This window comes from Alteromonas sp. G4i35 (genome assembly GCF_054960375.1).
Window position 1 is genome coordinate 1 of the sequence record NZ_JBHNZD010000015.1, and the last position, 18495, is coordinate 18495.

Consider the following 18495-nt stretch of genomic DNA (forward strand, 5'->3'; position numbering starts at 1 on the left):
CAGTGACCACAGGCGCGTTGTCTAAAGTAGTAAAGCGCATAGAGCATAAATTGGAGGTGCAAGTATTTGACCGAGTAGGTAAACATATTCGACTCAACCAACGGGGTAACAAATTTCTGCTTTATGCCACTCATCTTGTGCACGAAGCCGATCAAGCTCTCAGTGAGTTTAGAGGAAGTACTGCTGTATACAACGTTACTGTTGCTGGCCCATCGCTATTGCTTCAATACTACTTACCTACGTTGCTTTCCAAGCCCTCTTTTTTACAAACTCACTTTCACGTAAATATTAATGCTTGTTGGGAAGGTAAAGCGCTGGATAGTGTGTCAAAAGGAGGAAGCGATCTCGCTATTGCCACCTCTTTTGCGATGGAAGAACGAGAGAAAGACCCTTCTCTTCATCATATATCGCTAGGTTCGTCTACATATGTGGTCGCTGCAGCGGAAAACCACGCTGCGGTAACTGAAGCAAAGAACGGCGCATTAACAAGTCAAAGTTTGTACGGTTACGCATTCGCCTGCCCTGATGTTTCGCCCTTTTGTGGAATAAAACGCGGCATCGGTTCTGATGGATGGAGAGACGACAAAGTGCCCCGCTCAATTCGCTATCGATGTAATGATTTTGGCACGCTGATATCCATTGTTCGACAAGGACTGGCCTTGGCCTACGTGCCTGACTTCATAGCAAAAAGCCATAACCTTACTAGCGTCGATGTATTAGGTTATGACTTTTATCATACGGAGCACTTCGAACTTGTTTACAAACCTAGCATGGCATCGGGATGGCTCAACCGGTTTGTCGACTCAGTTAAAAGCGCTATTTCGTAACAACATTTTTAGCCCCTTTGATCAGTGCTTCTCTGTCAATTTTATTAGGGACTTCCACTCCACGCCGTGCGGCTGGCCTCGCTTCAATACTGTTTTTCCAACGGGTTAAGTTGTCTAACCCTTCTATGCTTACACCAGACCATTCATAGGTACGCACCCAACACCAGTTCGCCATGTCAGCAATACTGTAGTCGTCGACCAAATACTCTCGATTTTCTAGCCTCCCATCTAGCACGGTGAATAGGCGACGTACTTCGTTTTGATAACGTGCTATCGCCACCGGAATTTTTTCTTCTAAGTAACGGTGGAACACATTAGCTTGGCCCATCATTGGGCCTATGCCTCCCATCTGAAACATGACCCACTGTAAAACCTGGCTTTTGCGCTTTGCGTCGGAGGGTAAAAACATACCGCTTTTTTCTGCGAGATAAATCATGATAGCGCCAGACTCAAACACGATGTGACCGTCGGCTTCTCTATCCACAATTACCGGAATACGGCCATTGGGGTTCATTGCCAAAAATTCAGGAGTTTTCTGCTCTCCCTTCATCAGGTTTACGGCATGGGCGGTGTATTCAAGCCCCATTTCTTCAAGCGCTACCGACGCTTTCCAACCGTTCGGTGTGGCTGCGGTGTATAAATCGATCATTAGGCTTTTGCACTCTCTCTGTTACTTACCGCCTCATACCAGCGCGCCAGATTGACATGCTCGTCAGTCATACGAATTTTTACCACACGGGCGAAATCCATAGCGCATAACGCGGTTATATCAGCAATAGAAAAGGTGTCACCAGCAATAAACTCTTTAACACCAAGTCGACGCTCTAAAATGTTCAAATATTTCGACGCATTAATACCCGCTTCCTTACCGAATTCAGGAACCGGCGTCATACGATCTTTAAAGTAGCCTGTAGTATGTTGAAAACACATACCAATTTGCATCATAAACGCGAACTCTACTTGTCGTTGCCACATAGAAATAGTCGCTTTTTCAACGGGCGCTGTTCCCATTAGCGGTGGCTCTGGCTGCAGTGCTTCAAAATACGTACAAATGGCATCGGTTTCGGCAATACAGGTGCCGTCATCAAGCTCTAAAATAGGTATCTTTCCCAGCGGGTTCTTCGCGCGCATTTCCGCAGTTAGATTTTCACCCTTTTGAATGTCGACCTGAACGTAGTCAACGTCAATGCCCTTCTCAGCTAAAAACATTCGTACTCGACGTGGGTTGGGCGCAGTCTTTGTTTCGTAGATTTTCATAATGATGATTACGGGCCTTATGGTGATTAGTCAGGAATTGTAATAACCCAAGATTAGTAACTGTGCAGTACGCTTTCAAATCACTCTGTATATGACTCATACTATTCAGCGCCTTTATGGTTACACCTCTGTGTTTTTCGCAGATAATTAACCAGTTGCAGGTCTTGAACCAGCTCTATCTAGATGCTGCTACAGCGCTGTGAGTACTTTAAGACGCTTTATTTCATTGTCAGTAAAATGGGCAGATTGATACTCTTGCAGTGCTTTTTCTATTGCGTTTGAATCAAGAGATTGCTGAACCAAGTTATCGCGGAATGTTTTGTATTCGGCAATTCTGTTTTGCCACTGAGCTTGTTGTGCCCATGTTTTGGAAAAGCGTTCTGCAACTTCGCTACCAAATTCAGCCGCCACTGCGTTATAGCGATCGTTAATAGTGCTGTGGTTGTTTTTTATTTCGTTTATTCGATGCATATTAAGCGTGGGCTGGAAGGCTTCACGTTCGGCGGAGTTTCCCGCTTTAATTGACTCGACGATAAGGGCCTTTCTTTCGTCTCTGGACAAGGTGTTTTCTTGGGCAACACTTAAACGTGCTAGCGCCGCCTCATCTACCTGCGCTTCTTGACTAAACAGATAGTGGTATTCAGTATTATTAAAGTAAGTTCGCCTAATTTCCTCTCGCTCATCTAGCTTAAACGACACATCCTGCAAGCTGTGACTGGCAAGGTCGACGTCCAATTCAACCAAAGACAGCGCCACTTTGTAATCGACATACCGGACAAATAAGTCGATTGCGTCACCTTGCGTGCTGAGTGTGAATACTTCGTGAGCATGGGTTGTGTAGGCAAGTTTCACTGCTTGCGGCACTTCTGAGGAACGTGTAAATACGAAGCGATCGAAAGCGTCTTTGGTTGAGTAATTGAGTTCAAAGGGAATGAGATCAGCTTTTGTACGATCAGCTGCAATATCAGTGTCACTATCCCGATGACTACCTACATCAGTTACTTGATGTACTGCACCGCCTCCTTCTAACTCGTATTCTCCGGCTTTCGCTTGTGCACCTGAGGATGAGCGTTGACTGAAAATTTCTGAACTAGAGGTTTGAGATTCAGACGCTAACTGGTTGTAAAGAATAGTACCGAATACTAAGAGGGCAAGCAGCCCTCCTAGTATGGGAAAAACACGGCGTAATTGACGATTCGCCACTACAGCCCTAAGCCTTTCAGTCGGTTAGCCTGACGAACAAACACGTCTACTGGGTCGATTTCAAACCAGTGCGTTATGCCAAAGCTCTGGTTGACTTCATCAAGGTGGTTCATTTTATAGTTGTCTTTAAGTACTTTGCCTAAATGAGAACTACAGGTCGATACTAGCCCATCGTTTGGCTCTTTGAATGCGGTGCCAGTAATAGCCAAGAATGGGTCAACTACATCAAGTGCATTGGTGTAAGTTCTGCCTCCGCTCCACGAGAAATAGTACACGCCATTTTCAGCCAACATTTTTCCATCGTTGCGGCAGTAGGCAGTAGGCATCCCTTCTGGATATTTTTGATTGAAAGCAACAGAGCCAGACGTAGACAATGAATTAAGCGCAGCGATTGAATCTGTAGGTTTGTCTCGCGGATCTGACCCAGAGGCAATCTCGATGATATTGGCGAACGCATTAACTACAACGCCCGCAGCACCTTCGCCCACTGAACCTTCAGAAAAAGCGTCTCGTAGTTCATCTGCCACTTTGCTTCCCCAGTTTACGCCGGCAACTGAACTTACCGAAGCAACCTTATCTGGGGCAACGCTTGCGGCGTAACGTGCCGTTGGACCACCGTGACTGTGTCCAATTAAATTCACTTTGTCAGCTCCTGATAGCGCCAGAACTTCATCAATGTAATCGAGTAACTGTTCACCGCGGACTTCGGTCGAGTTTGCTGGTGAGACCTCTGCGATATAGACAACAGCGCCGTTTCGGCTAAGTTTGTGCGGTACCTTATAGAAATAATCAACAAATAAGATATCTTCGAACCCAAACAGACCGTGAACTAACACAATAGGGTGCTTGGTTTTTGCGTAGGTGCCAGCGTAGGCTTGGCCAGACAAGCCTAATGTCATACTGAACAAAGCTAATAACACGGCGAATTTACCGAGCCATGGTTTTGTAGAGCGTATTCTTATAGAGCGTAAGTGGTTATATAGTGTCATCGAGTGTGTCCCATAATTATGGTTATATGTGGTCTGTGGTCAGACCTTTGTTATAATTATGTAAACACTATGTAAAGATCAACCTTTGTGTGAAATCTTTAATAAAGGCTTTTACTGTGTATAGGTAAATTTTCGACGGAGTTAGTTATTATTAGTCAGTTAATTCAGAAAGATAGCGTCAGGTATGAAGTATGTTAACCCATACCATTTGCACTAAACATACAGGACATAAATAACACTTATAGTCGCTTATTTATGTTTGGAATATGCTTGAATGTAGTTTACCGCTAGGCTCGAAGTGGTTAGCCACTCTCCTTTAAGTGGGTTTAGCCTCATACCGACCTGATACTTAAGGGTAAACTCATTTCCAATCCAGCGTTTTAATTCGCAGGGCTTAACAAATTTCTTCCAGTCATGGGTTCCTATTGGTAAGTAGCGCATTACGTATTCCGCCCCCACTATGGCAACAACATAACTTTTCAGCGTGCGGTTCAGCGTCGCCAAAATCAGGAGGCCACCCGGCTTAACCAAACTTGCGCACTCGCGCATAAGCTGCTGCTGGTCAGGCACGTGCTCAACAACTTCGGCGTTAATTACCACATCATATTGCCGACCTTCTTCTACTACCTCGCTTGAGAGTTTATGCTGATAGTCTACCTTTACTCCTGTATTTTGAGCATGGCGCCTTGCCACTTCTATGCTCACCGCACTGGCATCTATTCCCGTAACTTGAGCGCCTAATTTTGCTAGCGGTTCGCTTATTAGCCCACCGCCACTGCCAATATCTATCACTGATAAGGCAGAATAATCGGGAGGCAAGTTGCCCTGACCGAAATGATTTTCTATTTGTGCTTTTATAACGTTTAGTCTTGCCCGATTAAAATCCAGCGCGGTTTTGTATTTGCCTTCTGGGTCCCACCAAGAGTCAGCCAGCGCATCGAAGCGCGCAATCTCTTGTTCAGAAAAGTTACTGTCACCTGTTTTTTTGCTTTTATCGAGCACGATTTTTTACCTTAAAACGTAGTTACCGTAGCGCTTATTGTTGACCCTTGTCGAGCAGGGTCATAAGGTGGATAGATAAGGTTCTATTCATCCTAAATTCGCTACTTGGCGATTTGAATAAGACATACCTATTAAACCATACGTTGTAAAAGAGGGTTCTGATTTTGGCGAACGCAAAAAATGTTTATGGACGCCCACTCCAGCTATGCTGTGGAAATACTGGATTTACTCGAGAAGGATTTTGCTATGTACCAGACGCTGATGTGGGTAATCACAGCGTATGCGCGGTTGTCACTGACGAATTTCTTCAATTTTCGCTACGACAAGGCAACGACCTCATCACGCCGTGGCCTAGTATGACATTTCCTGGCCTGTTAGCAGGCGACAGATGGTGTTTGTGTGCCGCTCGCTGGCTACAAGCCTATGAGGCAGGTGTAGCGCCGAAAGTACGCTTGGAAGCCACACATGAAAAAGCGTTAGATATTATTCCACTTTCACTGCTAGAAGAGTACGCGGCAGATTAATCTAAACCTGCCGCCTCGCCCTCGAATGCTTATATTCGCACTATTGCGCGAACATTGCTTGATTGAGCAGTGAAGTTCAATTTACTGCTGAGGAGTACGAATAACCATAAGTCGAGTCTCAGACATATCTTCAATCGCATAGCGAATACCTTCGCGCCCTAGACCTGAGTCCTTCACGCCACCATAGGGCATGTTGTCCACCCGCCAGCTAGGTACATCTCCAATGACCACACCACCAACGTCAAGCACGTCCCATGCTTTGTGCGCTTTGTATATATCGCGGGTAAACACACCTGCTTGAAGTCCGTAGCGGCTGTTATTTACTTCTTCAAGCGCTTCGTCATAGTCATCGAATGGCACCAGAATAGATAGAGGGCCAAACGCTTCTTCGGCACTGGCATCACAATCCTTTGGTACATTTTCCATTACCGTAGCCTCAAGCATGGCGCCGTCTCGTGTTCCGCCGCATAGAATGGTGGCACCTTTCTCTTTTGCTTCTTCAATCCAGCCGTGAAGGCGCTCTGCTTCGCCTTCTGAGATCATAGGGCCAATAAAGGTGTCTTCATTAGACGGGTCGCCAGACACTAACGCTTTCACTTTTTCCACATAGCGCGACTTAAACTCATCGTATATTTTGCTGTGCACTAAAAGGCGCTGAACACTTATACAACTTTGCCCTGATTGATAATAAGCTCCGACAATTACCCGGTCGATGGCGTCTTCAATATCGGCATCTTCATCAACTACACATGCGGCGTTACCGCCAAGCTCCAATACCACCGGCTTCTTTCCTGCTTTTGCTTTAAGCGCCCAGCCCACATCAGGTGAACCTGTGAAGCTAAGCAGCTTTAGTCTTTCATCAGTAGTGAATAAATCAGCGCCGTCGCGGCTACAGGGTAGAATAGAAAATGCGCCTTTGGGTAAGTCGGTTTCAGCTAATACCTCACCAATAATAAGCGCACCAATAGGGGTTCGCGAGGCAGGCTTAAGTACAAAGGTACAGCCTGCTGCGATTGCAGGAGCCACCTTGTGCGCAGCCAAATTCAGAGGAAAATTAAACGGCGATATAAATGAACATGGACCTATGGGGACCTTCTTGGTCATGCCCTGATAACCTTTGGCGCGCGCCGAGATTTCTAAATTCACCACCTCGCCGTTAATACGCACTGATTCTTCTGCCGCTATTTTGAAGGTATCGATAAGACGGCTGACTTCGCCCTTAGCGTCTTTAATTGGCTTACCAGCCTCTATACAAAGCGCTTGTGCCAACTCGTCGGCTCTTTCGGTAAAGCGCTTCACACAGTGCTCTAGCACCGCTTGTCTTTCGAAAGGAGCCATGGCGGCCATCGCAGGCTGCGCTTCTTCTGCTGCAGCAATGGCCTTATCGATGGTATCCGCATCGGCCATCGCCACCTTGGTTGCTACCTCTCCGGTGTATTTATTAGTCACGTCCAAGTCGGTATTGGCATAATGTGGCTCACTCGCTAAATAATAGGGATAGCTTTCCTTCAACATTTTTTACTCCTTACCTTTCTGTTACGTTTGGCTTAAAGCTTGGCGCTAAGCTCTTTAATAGTATGATTTAGTGTTTTGTCATTCATACTGTAATCAACTGGACAATCGATAATATGTACGCCTTTTGTGTTCAAACACTTATCAACCAAGTGAATAAGTACATCCGCATCGTCAACTCTCCAGCCCTGCGCGCCGTAACTTTGTGCGTATTTAACAAAGTTGGGGTTGCCATAATCTAAACCAAACTCATCGAACTGCATGTTTGCTTGTTTCCACTTGATCATTCCGTACGCATCGTCGCGCAAGATGATCACCACAAGGTCAAGCTTAAGTCTAACGGCAGTCTCAATTTCTTGGCTATTCATCATAAAGCCGCCATCGCCGCATACGCTTACCACAGGGACATCAGGCTTCACTAATTTGGCTGCTATAGCTGATGGCAAACCGGCTCCCATTGAAGCCAGTGCGTTATCTAAAAGCAGGGTATTCGGATGATATGCGGGGTAATTTCGGGCAAACCATATTTTATATACGCCGTTGTCTAACGTAACAATGCCGTTATCAGGCATAACTTTACGAATATCGCGTACAAGACGTTCTGGTAAGATAGGGAATCGATTATCGTCTTCTGCTTCAGCACGGTGGTCTACATAGGCTTGATGCACATCTTTGTAGAAGTCGAGTTTCCAACTGTCTTGGGGAGTAATGCCTTCTTTTATTTGCCAGATGCTGTTAGCAATATCTCCAACGACTTCGAGTTGCGGGAAGTAAACAGGGTCTACGGCAGCCGAATCAAAGTTGACATGAATCACTTTTTTATCGTTGTGATGCATGAAGAACGGTGGCTTTTCTACCACATCGTGGCCTACGTTGATAATAAGATCGGCACGCTCTATTGCCCTGTGTACAAAGTCACCGTCAGACAGAGCAGTATTCCCTGCAAAGCGCGAGTCGCTTTCGTTTAGTACCCCTTTGCCCATTTGGGTGGTAACAAATGGAATGCAGGTTTTATCAACAAACTCCCTGAGCATTTTCGCTGTTAGCTTTCTGTTTGCTCCGGCGCCAATCAATAACAAAGGTGACTGGGCTTCTTCAATCATAGTAACCGCAGCAGCAATTGCTTTGTATTCGGCGATAGGTCGACGGGCCATGCTAGGTGTTAGTATTTGGGCACTGGTTTGTTCTGCGGCAATGTCTTCCGGTAGTTCAATGTGTACAGCGCCCGGGCGCTCTTCATGGGCTAGACGAAATGCCTCTCGCACAGTAGAAGGTATTCTATCGCCACTCACAATCTGGTTGGTGAATTTAGTGATCGGCCGCATCATGTCAACGATGTCGATAACTTGAAAGCGACCTTGCTTGCTGGTTTTGATCGGCTTTTGCCCAGTAATCATCAACATTGGCATAGCGCCAAGTTGAGCATAAGCCGCGGGAGTAACTAGATTAGTGGCCCCAGGTCCTAAGGTCGAAAGGCACACTCCCACTTTTCCGGTAAGCCTGCCGTAAGTAGCAGCCATAAAACCAGCACCTTGCTCGTGACGCGTCAGCACCAGTTTAATAGAGGACTCGCGCAACGACTCAAGTAAGTCGAGGTTTTCTTCACCTGGGATACCAAAGACGTATTCCACGCCTTCTGCTTCTAACGCTTTAACAAATAAATCGGACGCTTTCATGTGCTGCACGCTCCTTGTAATTTGAGCAGAAAATAAAGTTCTTATTAGTTGTGCTACGAAACAATGCTGCGAATGGGTTTACTGTGCGTAATAAAATGCCCGTTGCTAACGGGCATGTTAAAAAATAGTGTATAGGAGAGAAAAAGGAAGTCTAATCACTGATTATTATGCGCTTGTATGCGAGCAAAGAACCATCTTCGTTTTGTGACACACTAAATGTATATTCATTGTAGTCACTGCCAAACACTGTATCTTGCCCCAGCAACGTGTCTGGCTCACCCCGGTGACTGTAGTCGGGATGATTGGTACAAATGTCTTGGCAAAAGCTATCGGAAAAGCCAAATTGAGAAACCAATTGATCAGTATTGTTGCGACGTATACGAAAATGGATGTGGATAGCTCGGCTACTGTACCAGCCGGGAAAACAGCTTTTTAGGTTTATTCTTCCGCTAGCATCTGTCACCGCAATACCTCTGAAGCACTTCGCACTTAATGCATCCGCTTCATTTCCCGTGCAAAATGCCGAATTAAATCCGCTGGCATCGACACTATCACTGGTATCTCCTGAATAAACGCCATCTACATCGCAATGCCATACTTCAATTTCATAACCCGATAGGGGATTACACGCTTCATCAATTAACTGAAGACACAACATCATCGGCAAACCTGTTTGCTCATATGAGATGTCGTCAAGATAGTCACTTTGAAAATAGCACGGGCCTTCCGTTTGAGAACCTGTGAGAGCCACACTGCATACAGAAGCAGTGTCAAATAAACTATCGTCTGGAAAGTCTGACGTCATAGCTGACGTGCCACCGCTTGCCCAACCGTCAAAATCTTCTTCAGGTTCGGCATTTGAATCGGTGTCGTTATTGGAAGATGAGGAGTTAGATGCTGTGGAACTTGTAGAGGTGGAATTAGAACCTCCACAACCCCACAACCCGATAGCAATAGGAGCCAATGTAAGCCCCACCGCTGTTTTCATAAAGCGGCGTCGCTTGAGCGGCTTTTCCGTTAATTTTTTTGATGTCATCGTGCGTTGCCCTTGGTTGTCTTTGCAAAAAAGACATTTAGCTAAAGGACAAGGTTCTCTTATTTACTCAAGCTTTACGTAGCTTTACACAGTAAATAAGCAAAGTGAAAAAAGCGCAGGTATTTGGGTAACTAAACCTAGGTTATTCAGCACTCCATTCGGATAGTGCCTTCTGTGTTACTTTATCTACCTCATGTTTATTTTCGCTTATCCACCAGCGCTCCATAATACGGACATTTTTCTGATTGGCTTTATAGAATATATCCACAATGTCGCCAACAAATGGAATAAAACCTAAGCCAAAGTCGATTGCTGAGTTTTTTACCATTTGAGCTATTAGCGCTTTGGGCATACCCAATGATTTTCCCAGCCAAACTATTCGAAGTGAAACGAAGAGCATCAGCGCGTCACCGGCTCCTGGGATAAGGCCCACGATTGAATCCAAGCCTATTCTTATTGGGATAAAAGGGAGCTTTACAGCAGTATCCAGCAAGTTCGCCAGTTTTTGCGCTTTAAGTAGTGCCTTTGGTGCTTTTCCTTCCACGACCTTATCTCCCTTTTAATATAATAAATGCGCCACCAAGGGTGATTTCCCTATTGGTTTTTCTCGAAACGTTTACTGTCAGCTTTTTTAAACGCTACTTTTCAGCGCCTAGCGCTCTTGCTAAGCCTGCGCGCAAACCGTTGTCCGACTGTACTGTCCACCCATGCAGGTTTTCTTGCACTATGTCAAAAAGCACGTCTATATGTTCTTTGTCACTGTTAAGTGCCGCGATGTATTCATAGCGCTCACCACCAGCTTCCATAAAGTACTCGCGATTCTCTTCACCAATTTCTTCAATAGTTTCCAAGCAATCGGCTGAGAAGCCAGGGCACATAACCTGAATGGATTTCACCCCTTTTTCAGGTAAAGACTTTAACGTTTCATCTGTATACGGTTTCAACCACTCTTCTCGACCAAAACGAGATTGGAAGGTTGTCATATATTCGTCGTGTGAAAGGCCAAGTTTCTCGGCAAGCAAGCGCGACGTTTTGTGGCACTCGCAGTGATAGGGGTCACCATTCATTAAATAGCGCTTAGGAATACCGTGGTAAGACAAAATAAGCTTGTCCGCTCTTCCATGGGTTTCCCAATGCGCTTTTACTTTGTTCGCCAGCGCGGTAATGAAATTATCGCGGTCGTGATAGTGATTCACGAAGCGAAGTTCTGGGAGCCAACGGCGAGAGGTGAAATCCTTAGCGATAGCATCAAATGTGGAGCCAGTTGTCGACGCGCTGTATTGAGGGTAAAGCGGTAAAACGACGAGTTTGCGTACGCCTTTTTCCAACATGGACTCGATGGTATCACCAATGGCGGGCTTGCCGTAGCGCATGGCAAAATCAACAATTACGTCATCGCCATATTGGGTTTTACAGCGTTCAGCAATAGCTGATGCTTGCGCTTTAGTAATAGCCATAAGTGGAGAGCCTTCTTCCGTCCATACGGTGGAATAAGCCTCAGCAGAACGCTTAGGGCGAAAGTTTAAAATGATACCATTTAATACAAACCACCAAATCGCTTTAGGCACTTCCACAACCCGCGGGTCAGAAAGAAACTCTTTCAAATAAGGGCGTAACGCCTGCTTAGTTGGCGCTTCCGGTGTCCCCAAATTCGTTACCAGTACGCCAATTTTATCTGGTTGCCCGTGAGTAAAACCTTTGTTCGATTTGTATTTCATGTATTCATAGTCCGAGAAGTACTGCGCTATATCCGTATTATACTGAATTACCTTAGATTATGATCTGCTATAACGCCAAAAAAGTGCGATTGCGTTAATAGTTTTTGGGCATTAAAAAAGCGACAGGTGTTCGAAAATACTTTTCAAAAACACATGCCGCTTTCTTAGTTTGCTGCCGCATTATGCGTGTGGCAGCCCGTAAAGCTATCTATTTAAGGCTGATAGTAAGTCGCTGCGCCCGGGCCTACCGGCATACCGAGTAGGAACACCCAAATGTAGAACAAAATTGTCCAACCTACGATAAACACCATTGAGTAAGGCAGCATCATGGCAATGAGCGTGCCCATTCCCAAGTCTTTCTTGTACCTTGCAGCCATGGCCAAGATGAGTCCGAAATAGCTCATCATAGGTGCGATAACGTTTGTGACTGAATCACCAATACGGTATGCAGCTTGAATCACTTCAGGCGCGTAGCCTATGAGCATGAGCATTGGCACAAAAATAGGTGCTGTTACCGCCCATTGCGCTGATGCACTCCCTAGCGACAGGTTCACTACACCACACATCAAAATAAACAGAATAAACACCGCTGGGCCATCTAACCCTGCCGCTTGTAACAACGCAGCACCTTTAACGGCTAATACTGTGCCTAGGTTTGTCCACTTGAAAAACGCAACAAACTGCGCAGCAAAGAATACTAGCGTAATGTAAAGACCCATTGCCCCCATGCTTTTAGACATGGCATCAATAACATCTTTGTCGTTCTTCATCGACTTGGTAACTTTACCGTAAACAAAGCCAGGAATAGCAAAGGTGATAAATATGAATGCAACAATGCCTTTAAGGAACGGAGAGCCCGCTACTTCACCTGTTTCTGGATGACGCAATATACCGTTTTCTGGCACTACCGTCAGCGCTAGTATCGCGCAAACAATAACAAACGATATACCTGCCCAACGCAGGCCTTTCTTTTCTAAATCCGTAGGCGCGTCCATTGATTGCTTGCCTAAATCTATGGAAGCATCAGCAGGGTCAAATTTACCGAGTCTCGGCTCAACAACCTTTTCGGTGACCAACGCGCCCATTGTGGCTACAACGAAGGTACTGATGAACATGAAGTACCAGTTTACTTCTGGACCTACCATATAGTCGGGGTCAATCATGTGAGCAGCGGCTTCCGTGATACCCGACAACAGTGGGTCGACAGTTCCAAGCAGTAGGTTGGCGCTATAGCCAGCCGATACACCTGCAAACGCGGCGGCCAGACCCGCTAACGGGTGACGACCTAACGAGTGGAAAATCATCGCTGCCAGTGGAATAAGTACCACGTAGCCAAGCTCTGATGCTGTGTTTGAAATGATACCTGCGAAGACGATAGCAAAGGTCACGGCACGTTTAGAGGCATTCATTACCAACGCGCGCATTGCTGCTGATAACAGGCCAGAATGTTCTGCTACCGATACACCAAGAAGCGCAACAAGTACGGTACCCAGTGGCGCAAAGCCTGTGAAATTGGTAACCAAGCCTGTCACTATTCGCTGCAAACCTTCTGCGCTCATCAGCGATATGACTTCAATCATACCGTCTTCTTCACGCCCCTTTGCACCTATTGGGCGAGGGTCAGCTACAGCAATGTCAAAGTAACCAAGTATCCCACTAAGTAACACAATGAAAAGTGAAAGCAGAGCGAACAGCGTTACTGGATGTGGGAGCAGGTTTCCTAACCATTCCACCGTGGTGAGAAATCGCGAGAATAACCCACCTTGTCCGCCCCTATCATCGGCAGACACTGTATTTGTATTTTCCGTTGTCAAAATCTTCCCTCTGTCGTTTATTGACGTCTACCACACCAAGGTTAATGCTGGGAAGGCATCAACCTTGTACATAAATAGTGACGTGTTTTAATAGTATTCAGACGGTATTTTACCCGATTTAGTAAAATTTTGGCAGTAGATAGGGTAAATGAAGGGTTAAGTCAGTGTACATTTTCCTAAATTGCCCGGCTACACAGATTAAATATAACTCGCTATATCATACCGTTAGCCTTTCAAAAGGCGTAAAAAAACCAGTCTAAAAAGACTGGTTTTTAAAGCTTCAAATTACGGCTATTTAGTTACCGTTTGACTTGTTCATATACTTGAAGAAGTCGCTGTCTGGTGCAATAACCATGACATCTTGTTTGCTGTTAAAGCTTTGCTTATACGCGTCCATACTGCGCAGGAAGCTGTAAAAATCAGCGTTCTTTGAGTAAGCGTCAGCGTAAATTTGTGCCGCAATCGCATCACCTTCACCGCGAAGTTGACGTGCATTACGCTCAGCATCAGCAAGCATTACCGTTACCTTCGCATCAATGTTTGCCTTAATGACTTCGGCTTGCTCTTGACCTTCTGAACGATGCTCACGAGCTACGGCGGCACGCTCTGCGCGCATACGCTGGAAGATCGAGTTGCTCACTTCAGTGGGTAAGTTAATCTGCTTAACGCGTACGTCTACAATTTCAATACCAAGCTCATCAGACGATGTAGAAGCTTGTTCCATTGCCTGGTTCATAAGCGCTGAACGCTCACCAGAAACGATTTGTGCAATAGTACGAGTACCAAACTCAGAACGTAGGCCGTTGTTTACTTTTTGCTTCAGTAGCGCTTCTGCTTGCAGCTTGTTGCCACCCGTTGATAGGTAGTAACGTGCAAAATCTTCTATGCGCCACTTAACATAAGAGTCAACAATCAGGTCTTTCTTCTCGCTTGTTACAAAGCGATCAGGCGTTCCATCCAACGTTTGAATACGCGCATCTAAATGGCGTACTGAGTCAATGAACGGAAGTTTAAAGTGTAAACCTGGCTCAAAAACTCGAGTTTCACCGGTCGCGTCATCGCGCTGAACCTTACCAAACTGAATAACAATGGCGCGCTCGCCTTCTTTAACTGCAAACAGTGAGCCTGATGCAAGCAATACAAGAAGAACGAATACTGCAATTAACAAATTCTTCATTGTGCTTATCTCCCCTCTCTGTAGCTATCGCCACGCAAGCCTGTACTTGGCGAGCTGTTGCGGCTGCGGCCGTTAGCATCAGTTACTGGTGCTTGTAAGCCTTCCAGTGTATTGCGCGTATTCTTGTTGTTAGTAGATTGCTGACGTTCCATAATCTTATCTAAAGGCAAATACATCATGTTATTACCGCCTTTGCTATCAACCATGATTTTACTGGTGTTACCCAACACTTCTTCCATGGTCTCTAGATAAATACGTTCGCGAGTAACTTGAGGAGCACGCTCGTACTGAGGAAGCAGCTCTTCAAAACGTGCCACTTCACCCTGCGCTTCTAACGTTACACGTTCTTTGTATGCTTGCGCTTCTTCATTCATACGATTGACTTGACCACGTGCACGAGGCTCAATTTCTCTCGCATAGGCTTCTGCTTCGCGAATGAAACGTTGTTCATCTTCCTGTGCAGCAATCGCATCATCAAAAGCATCTTTAACTTGCTCTGGTGGGCGGGCATCACGGAAGTTCATATCGATAATGGAAACCCCCATATTGTAGGGTTCAATGATCGCTTGAAGCTCTTCCCATACACGCTGACGCGTTACTTCACGGCCGTCGGTAAGTACGTCGTCCATTTTGGAGTGGCCAACTACGTAGCGAATAGCGCTATCAAGAGACTGACTTAAACTCTGCTCAGGGCTTTCAACGGCAAACGTCCAACGATATGGGTCTACAACGCGAAATTGCATTTCCATTTGAACGCTTACCACGTTTTCGTCCTCTGTAAGCATAGAGCCTGAAGATGACTGGTCGCGAATTGACTGAACATCAACTGGGATTACTGAGTCAATAAACGTTGGCGCCCAACGAAGACCCGGCTCAACCTGCTCGTGGTACTCACCGAAGCGAAGCACTACGCCACGTTCTGCTTCACGAATAGTGTAAAAACCACTAATGAACCAAATTACGACAAGTAAACCTACAAGAATACCAGCGCCGATACCACCTAGGCTTTTGCCTGAGCCACCGCCGTTGCCACCTGACTTTCCAAACTTACCAAATAAGTTCTTAAAAACATCGTCCAAATCTGGGGGACCTTGCTCTTTCCCACCGCGATTCTTCCACGGGTCGTTATTATTGCCACCCGGCTCATTCCAAGCCATGCTGATACTCCATAGATTACTGTTATATTTTTGAATTTCGCATGCTCAATGCAGTGACTAGCACTGACTAATGTCGCACAACATACTCTGATATTCCGTTTTCCAGACGTTTTTCAAGTCTGTTCCAGTCAGCGGCGGGCATTCTTACATCAACTACCCAGTCTCCCTGACTGTCGTATTCTTCACTAGCAATACAGTTTAGTTCGTACAACACGCCGCGCAATCGACTTTGTGCAGGCGGAATCTTTAATGTGTAATTCACCATACTTTTACCTAAACATTCGGTTAAAGCTTGGCTCAATAATTCCGTTCCTTCGCCTGTTTGTGCAGATAGCCACACTCTAACAGGCACGCCTTCGTCGTTTCTTTCTATACGCGGTTGAACGTCGTCTAGTTTATCAATCTTATTACAGATTAGTAATTGTTGAATCTCTCCAGCTTCAATTTCTTCAAGTACATCATTAACTTCATCCATGGTTTCGCGATATTTTGCATCAGCAATATCAACCACATGGAGCAGTAAATCTGCTTCTTGAGTCTCTTGAAGTGTCGCTTTAAACGCAGCAACGAGGTCGTGGGGAAGATGACGAATAAAACCTACCGTGTCGGCTAAAATAGCCGGCCCTACGTCTTTTAAATCGATTTTGCGTAACGTGGGATCTAGCGTTGCAAACAGCTGATCGGCAGCGTAAACGTGTGAGTCGGTAATGGTGTTAAACAGCGTCGATTTTCCCGCATTCGTATAGCCAACTAAGGATACCGTTGGAATTTCAGCGCGTTTGCGCGAGCGGCGACCCTGCTCGCGTTGCTTTTGCACTTTTTCCAAACGACGAAGAATGGCTTTAATACGACCACGAAGTAGTCGACGGTCAGTTTCTAGCTGTGTCTCACCTGGACCGCGAAGACCAATACCACCTTTTTGACGCTCAAGGTGGGTCCATCCTCTGATGAGACGAGTTGAGATATGCCTCAACTGGGCTAGTTCGACCTGAAGCTTACCCTCATGTGTTCTTGCGCGCTGCGCAAAAATATCAAGAATTAGCCCCGTTCTATCTAACACCCGGCATTTACACACCGCTTCTAAATTACGCTCCTGAGAAGGAGAAAGCGCGTGGTTGAAAATAACAACGTTGGCATCGTGTGCTTTCACTGCCGCTGCTATTTCCTCTGCCTTACCTGAACCAACAAAAAACTTAGCATGAGGCGCACTGCGCGAAGTCGTAATAACTTCTACCGCATTAACCCCTGCTGAAGACACAAGCAATTCAAGCTCACTTAAGTCTTCTTTACTGTTCTCGTCGGAAAAATTAACATGAACAAGTACAGCCTGTTCACCGGCTTTATAACGGTCAAACAAGCGCGTTACCTTTTAAATTATTCACCTTTAGTATTTTCAGAATCTCCTGCGCTAGGCATTGTGATAGCGCGTGCTGGAACAACAGTAGAAATCGCGTGCTTATACACCATTTGGCTTACTGTGTTCTTCAGTAAAATTACGAACTGGTCGAAAGATTCAACCTGTCCCTGAAGTTTAATACCGTTTACCAGATAAATTGATACTGGAATACGTTCCTTACGCAAAGCGTTCAAGAATGGGTCTTGTAAAGATTGCCCTTTAGCCATTTGATATCCTTAGTTTTTATTATTCGTGATAGGAATTTCACTATCACTGCACGTCTAATATATACCACACTCAAACATTTAAAGTGTGACTTTCGCTGTAATTTTAGTCAAATTATCGTTAGCAAATGTGTCTAGCCATGTAACCTGCTCCCAGCCCCGTAACCACGTGAGCTGACGCTTGGCGAGCTGCCTTGTAGCGATAATGCCTCTTTCACGCATTTCTGCGTAACTCAATTGGCCGTCTAGGTACTGCCACATCTGTCTGTACCCTACCGAACGAATAGAAGGCAAATCTTCATGAAGATCACTGCGTTCGTAGAGCTTTACTACTTCATTCTCAAACCCTTGCTCCAACATCAAATCAAAGCGGGTCGCTATACGTTCGTGCAACACTGCCCTGTCTGCGGGCGCTATGGCAAATTGTGCAATGTTATAAGGGCACTTTTCACCCTCTTGTTGTTGCCAATGTGTCAACGTCTTGCCGGTACTTCTATACACTTCCAGCGCACGGGTAATTCGTTGTGGGTCGTTGGGGTGAATTCTCTCACCACTAATTGGGTCTACACCACGTAATTCATCGTGTAATTTAGACCAACCCAAGCGTTGTGCCTGCTGTGTTATTTCGTCCCGTATCTTTTCATCTGACTTAGGTAGTGGCGAAATTCCATTTATCAAGGCATTAAAGTACATCATTGTACCTCCAGCCAAAATTGGCACCTTGCCACGCGCTAAAATATCGCCAATTAGCGCATTAGTGTCGTTTACAAATTGCGACACCGAATAGCTTTGTGCAGGGTCGATAATATCAATTAGATGATGTACTACACCTGCTTGCTCTTCCTGCGTTGGCTTCGCAGTGCCGATGTCCATACCTTTATAAACAAGGGCTGAATCAACACTAATTACTTCGCTTTCAACCTTGGCCGCTATATCAAGCGCCAAGCCTGTCTTGCCTGATGCCGTGGGGCCCATAATTGCTA

General features: G+C 45.7%; 18 protein-coding genes. 2 read left to right on the top strand and 16 right to left on the bottom strand.

Annotated elements, in window-relative coordinates:
• Positions 1 to 827, top strand: an 827-nt coding sequence (locus tag ACFI6L_RS11090; RefSeq protein ID WP_462574008.1) for a LysR family transcriptional regulator, incomplete at its 5' end; no start/stop codon positions are given.
• Here ACFI6L_RS11090 and ACFI6L_RS11095 read toward each other — a convergent pair.
• The 5 genes from ACFI6L_RS11095 to ubiG all read right to left on the bottom strand — a co-directional run bounded on the left by ACFI6L_RS11095 (position 817) and on the right by ubiG (position 5278).
• Entirely contained in the window at positions 817 to 1476 is a 660-nt protein-coding gene (locus ACFI6L_RS11095) for a glutathione S-transferase family protein (RefSeq protein WP_014951077.1), read from the bottom strand. The genes ACFI6L_RS11090 and ACFI6L_RS11095 overlap by 11 nt on opposite strands.
• Positions 1476 to 2084 (bottom strand): glutathione S-transferase family protein, encoded by a 609-nt coding sequence (locus tag ACFI6L_RS11100; RefSeq protein WP_462574009.1) that lies wholly within the window; start codon positions 2082 to 2084, stop codon positions 1476 to 1478. Before ACFI6L_RS11100 ends, ACFI6L_RS11095 begins: the two co-directional genes overlap by 1 nt.
• Before the next feature lie 189 nt (positions 2085 to 2273).
• Positions 2274 to 3287, bottom strand: coding sequence for a lipase secretion chaperone (locus ACFI6L_RS11105; protein WP_462574010.1), 1014 nt, complete (start codon positions 3285 to 3287; stop codon positions 2274 to 2276).
• Complete coding sequence (locus ACFI6L_RS11110) at positions 3287 to 4276, bottom strand: esterase/lipase family protein (RefSeq protein WP_462574011.1); 990 nt, start codon at positions 4274 to 4276, stop codon at positions 3287 to 3289. The genes ACFI6L_RS11105 and ACFI6L_RS11110 overlap by 1 nt, the downstream gene beginning before the upstream one ends.
• Positions 4277 to 4525: 249 nt before the next feature.
• Complete coding sequence (gene ubiG / locus ACFI6L_RS11115) at positions 4526 to 5278, bottom strand: bifunctional 2-polyprenyl-6-hydroxyphenol methylase/3-demethylubiquinol 3-O-methyltransferase UbiG (protein WP_462574012.1); 753 nt, start codon at positions 5276 to 5278, stop codon at positions 4526 to 4528.
• 164 nt (positions 5279 to 5442) lie between these two features.
• Between ubiG and ACFI6L_RS11120 the strand changes: the two genes are divergently transcribed.
• Positions 5443 to 5802, top strand: a complete 360-nt coding sequence (locus ACFI6L_RS11120) for a DUF2237 family protein (RefSeq protein WP_014951082.1) — start codon at positions 5443 to 5445, stop codon at positions 5800 to 5802.
• Positions 5803 to 5883: 81 nt separating this feature from the next.
• Here ACFI6L_RS11120 and ACFI6L_RS11125 read toward each other — a convergent pair whose 3' ends face one another.
• The 11 genes from ACFI6L_RS11125 to miaA form a co-directional block, all read right to left on the bottom strand.
• Positions 5884 to 7317, bottom strand: a complete 1434-nt coding sequence (locus ACFI6L_RS11125) for an aldehyde dehydrogenase family protein (RefSeq protein ID WP_014977646.1) — start codon at positions 7315 to 7317, stop codon at positions 5884 to 5886.
• Between the two features lie 32 nt (positions 7318 to 7349).
• Positions 7350 to 8990, bottom strand: coding sequence for an acetolactate synthase large subunit (locus ACFI6L_RS11130; RefSeq protein ID WP_462574013.1), 1641 nt, complete (start codon positions 8988 to 8990; stop codon positions 7350 to 7352).
• A 151-nt stretch (positions 8991 to 9141) separates the two neighbouring features.
• Positions 9142 to 10026 carry a dioxygenase family protein gene (locus ACFI6L_RS11135; protein ID WP_462574014.1) on the bottom strand — a complete coding sequence of 295 codons (885 nt, stop codon included), beginning with the start codon at positions 10024 to 10026 and terminating at the stop codon, positions 9142 to 9144.
• Positions 10027 to 10168: 142 nt separating this feature from the next.
• Positions 10169 to 10570 carry a DUF4112 domain-containing protein gene (locus ACFI6L_RS11140; RefSeq protein WP_014977648.1) on the bottom strand — a complete coding sequence of 134 codons (402 nt, stop codon included), beginning with the start codon at positions 10568 to 10570 and terminating at the stop codon, positions 10169 to 10171.
• 94 nt (positions 10571 to 10664) lie between these two features.
• Positions 10665 to 11744 carry a ferrochelatase gene (gene hemH / locus ACFI6L_RS11145; protein ID WP_014977649.1) on the bottom strand — a complete coding sequence of 360 codons (1080 nt, stop codon included), beginning with the start codon at positions 11742 to 11744 and terminating at the stop codon, positions 10665 to 10667.
• Between the two features lie 212 nt (positions 11745 to 11956).
• Positions 11957 to 13558, bottom strand: a complete 1602-nt coding sequence (locus ACFI6L_RS11150; protein WP_207198752.1) for an AbgT family transporter — start codon at positions 13556 to 13558, stop codon at positions 11957 to 11959.
• 295 nt (positions 13559 to 13853) lie between these two features.
• Positions 13854 to 14735: a protease modulator HflC gene (gene hflC, locus ACFI6L_RS11155; protein ID WP_014980558.1), complete on the bottom strand. Its 882-nt coding sequence runs from the start codon at positions 14733 to 14735 to the stop codon at positions 13854 to 13856.
• 5 nt (positions 14736 to 14740) lie between these two features.
• A complete protein-coding gene (hflK, locus tag ACFI6L_RS11160) occupies positions 14741 to 15892 on the bottom strand; it encodes an FtsH protease activity modulator HflK (RefSeq protein WP_014980559.1) in 1152 nt (383 codons plus the stop codon).
• 67 nt (positions 15893 to 15959) lie between these two features.
• Positions 15960 to 17249 (bottom strand): ribosome rescue GTPase HflX, encoded by a 1290-nt coding sequence (gene hflX / locus ACFI6L_RS11165; protein ID WP_462574016.1) that lies wholly within the window; start codon positions 17247 to 17249, stop codon positions 15960 to 15962.
• A 17-nt stretch (positions 17250 to 17266) separates the two neighbouring features.
• Positions 17267 to 17515, bottom strand: a complete 249-nt coding sequence (gene hfq / locus ACFI6L_RS11170; RefSeq protein ID WP_014951092.1) for an RNA chaperone Hfq — start codon at positions 17513 to 17515, stop codon at positions 17267 to 17269.
• 78 nt (positions 17516 to 17593) lie between these two features.
• On the bottom strand, positions 17594 to 18487 hold the full coding sequence (miaA, locus tag ACFI6L_RS11175; RefSeq protein WP_051129072.1) for a tRNA (adenosine(37)-N6)-dimethylallyltransferase MiaA: 894 nt from the start codon (positions 18485 to 18487) through the stop codon (positions 17594 to 17596).
• Between the last annotated feature and the right edge of the window lie 8 nt (positions 18488 to 18495).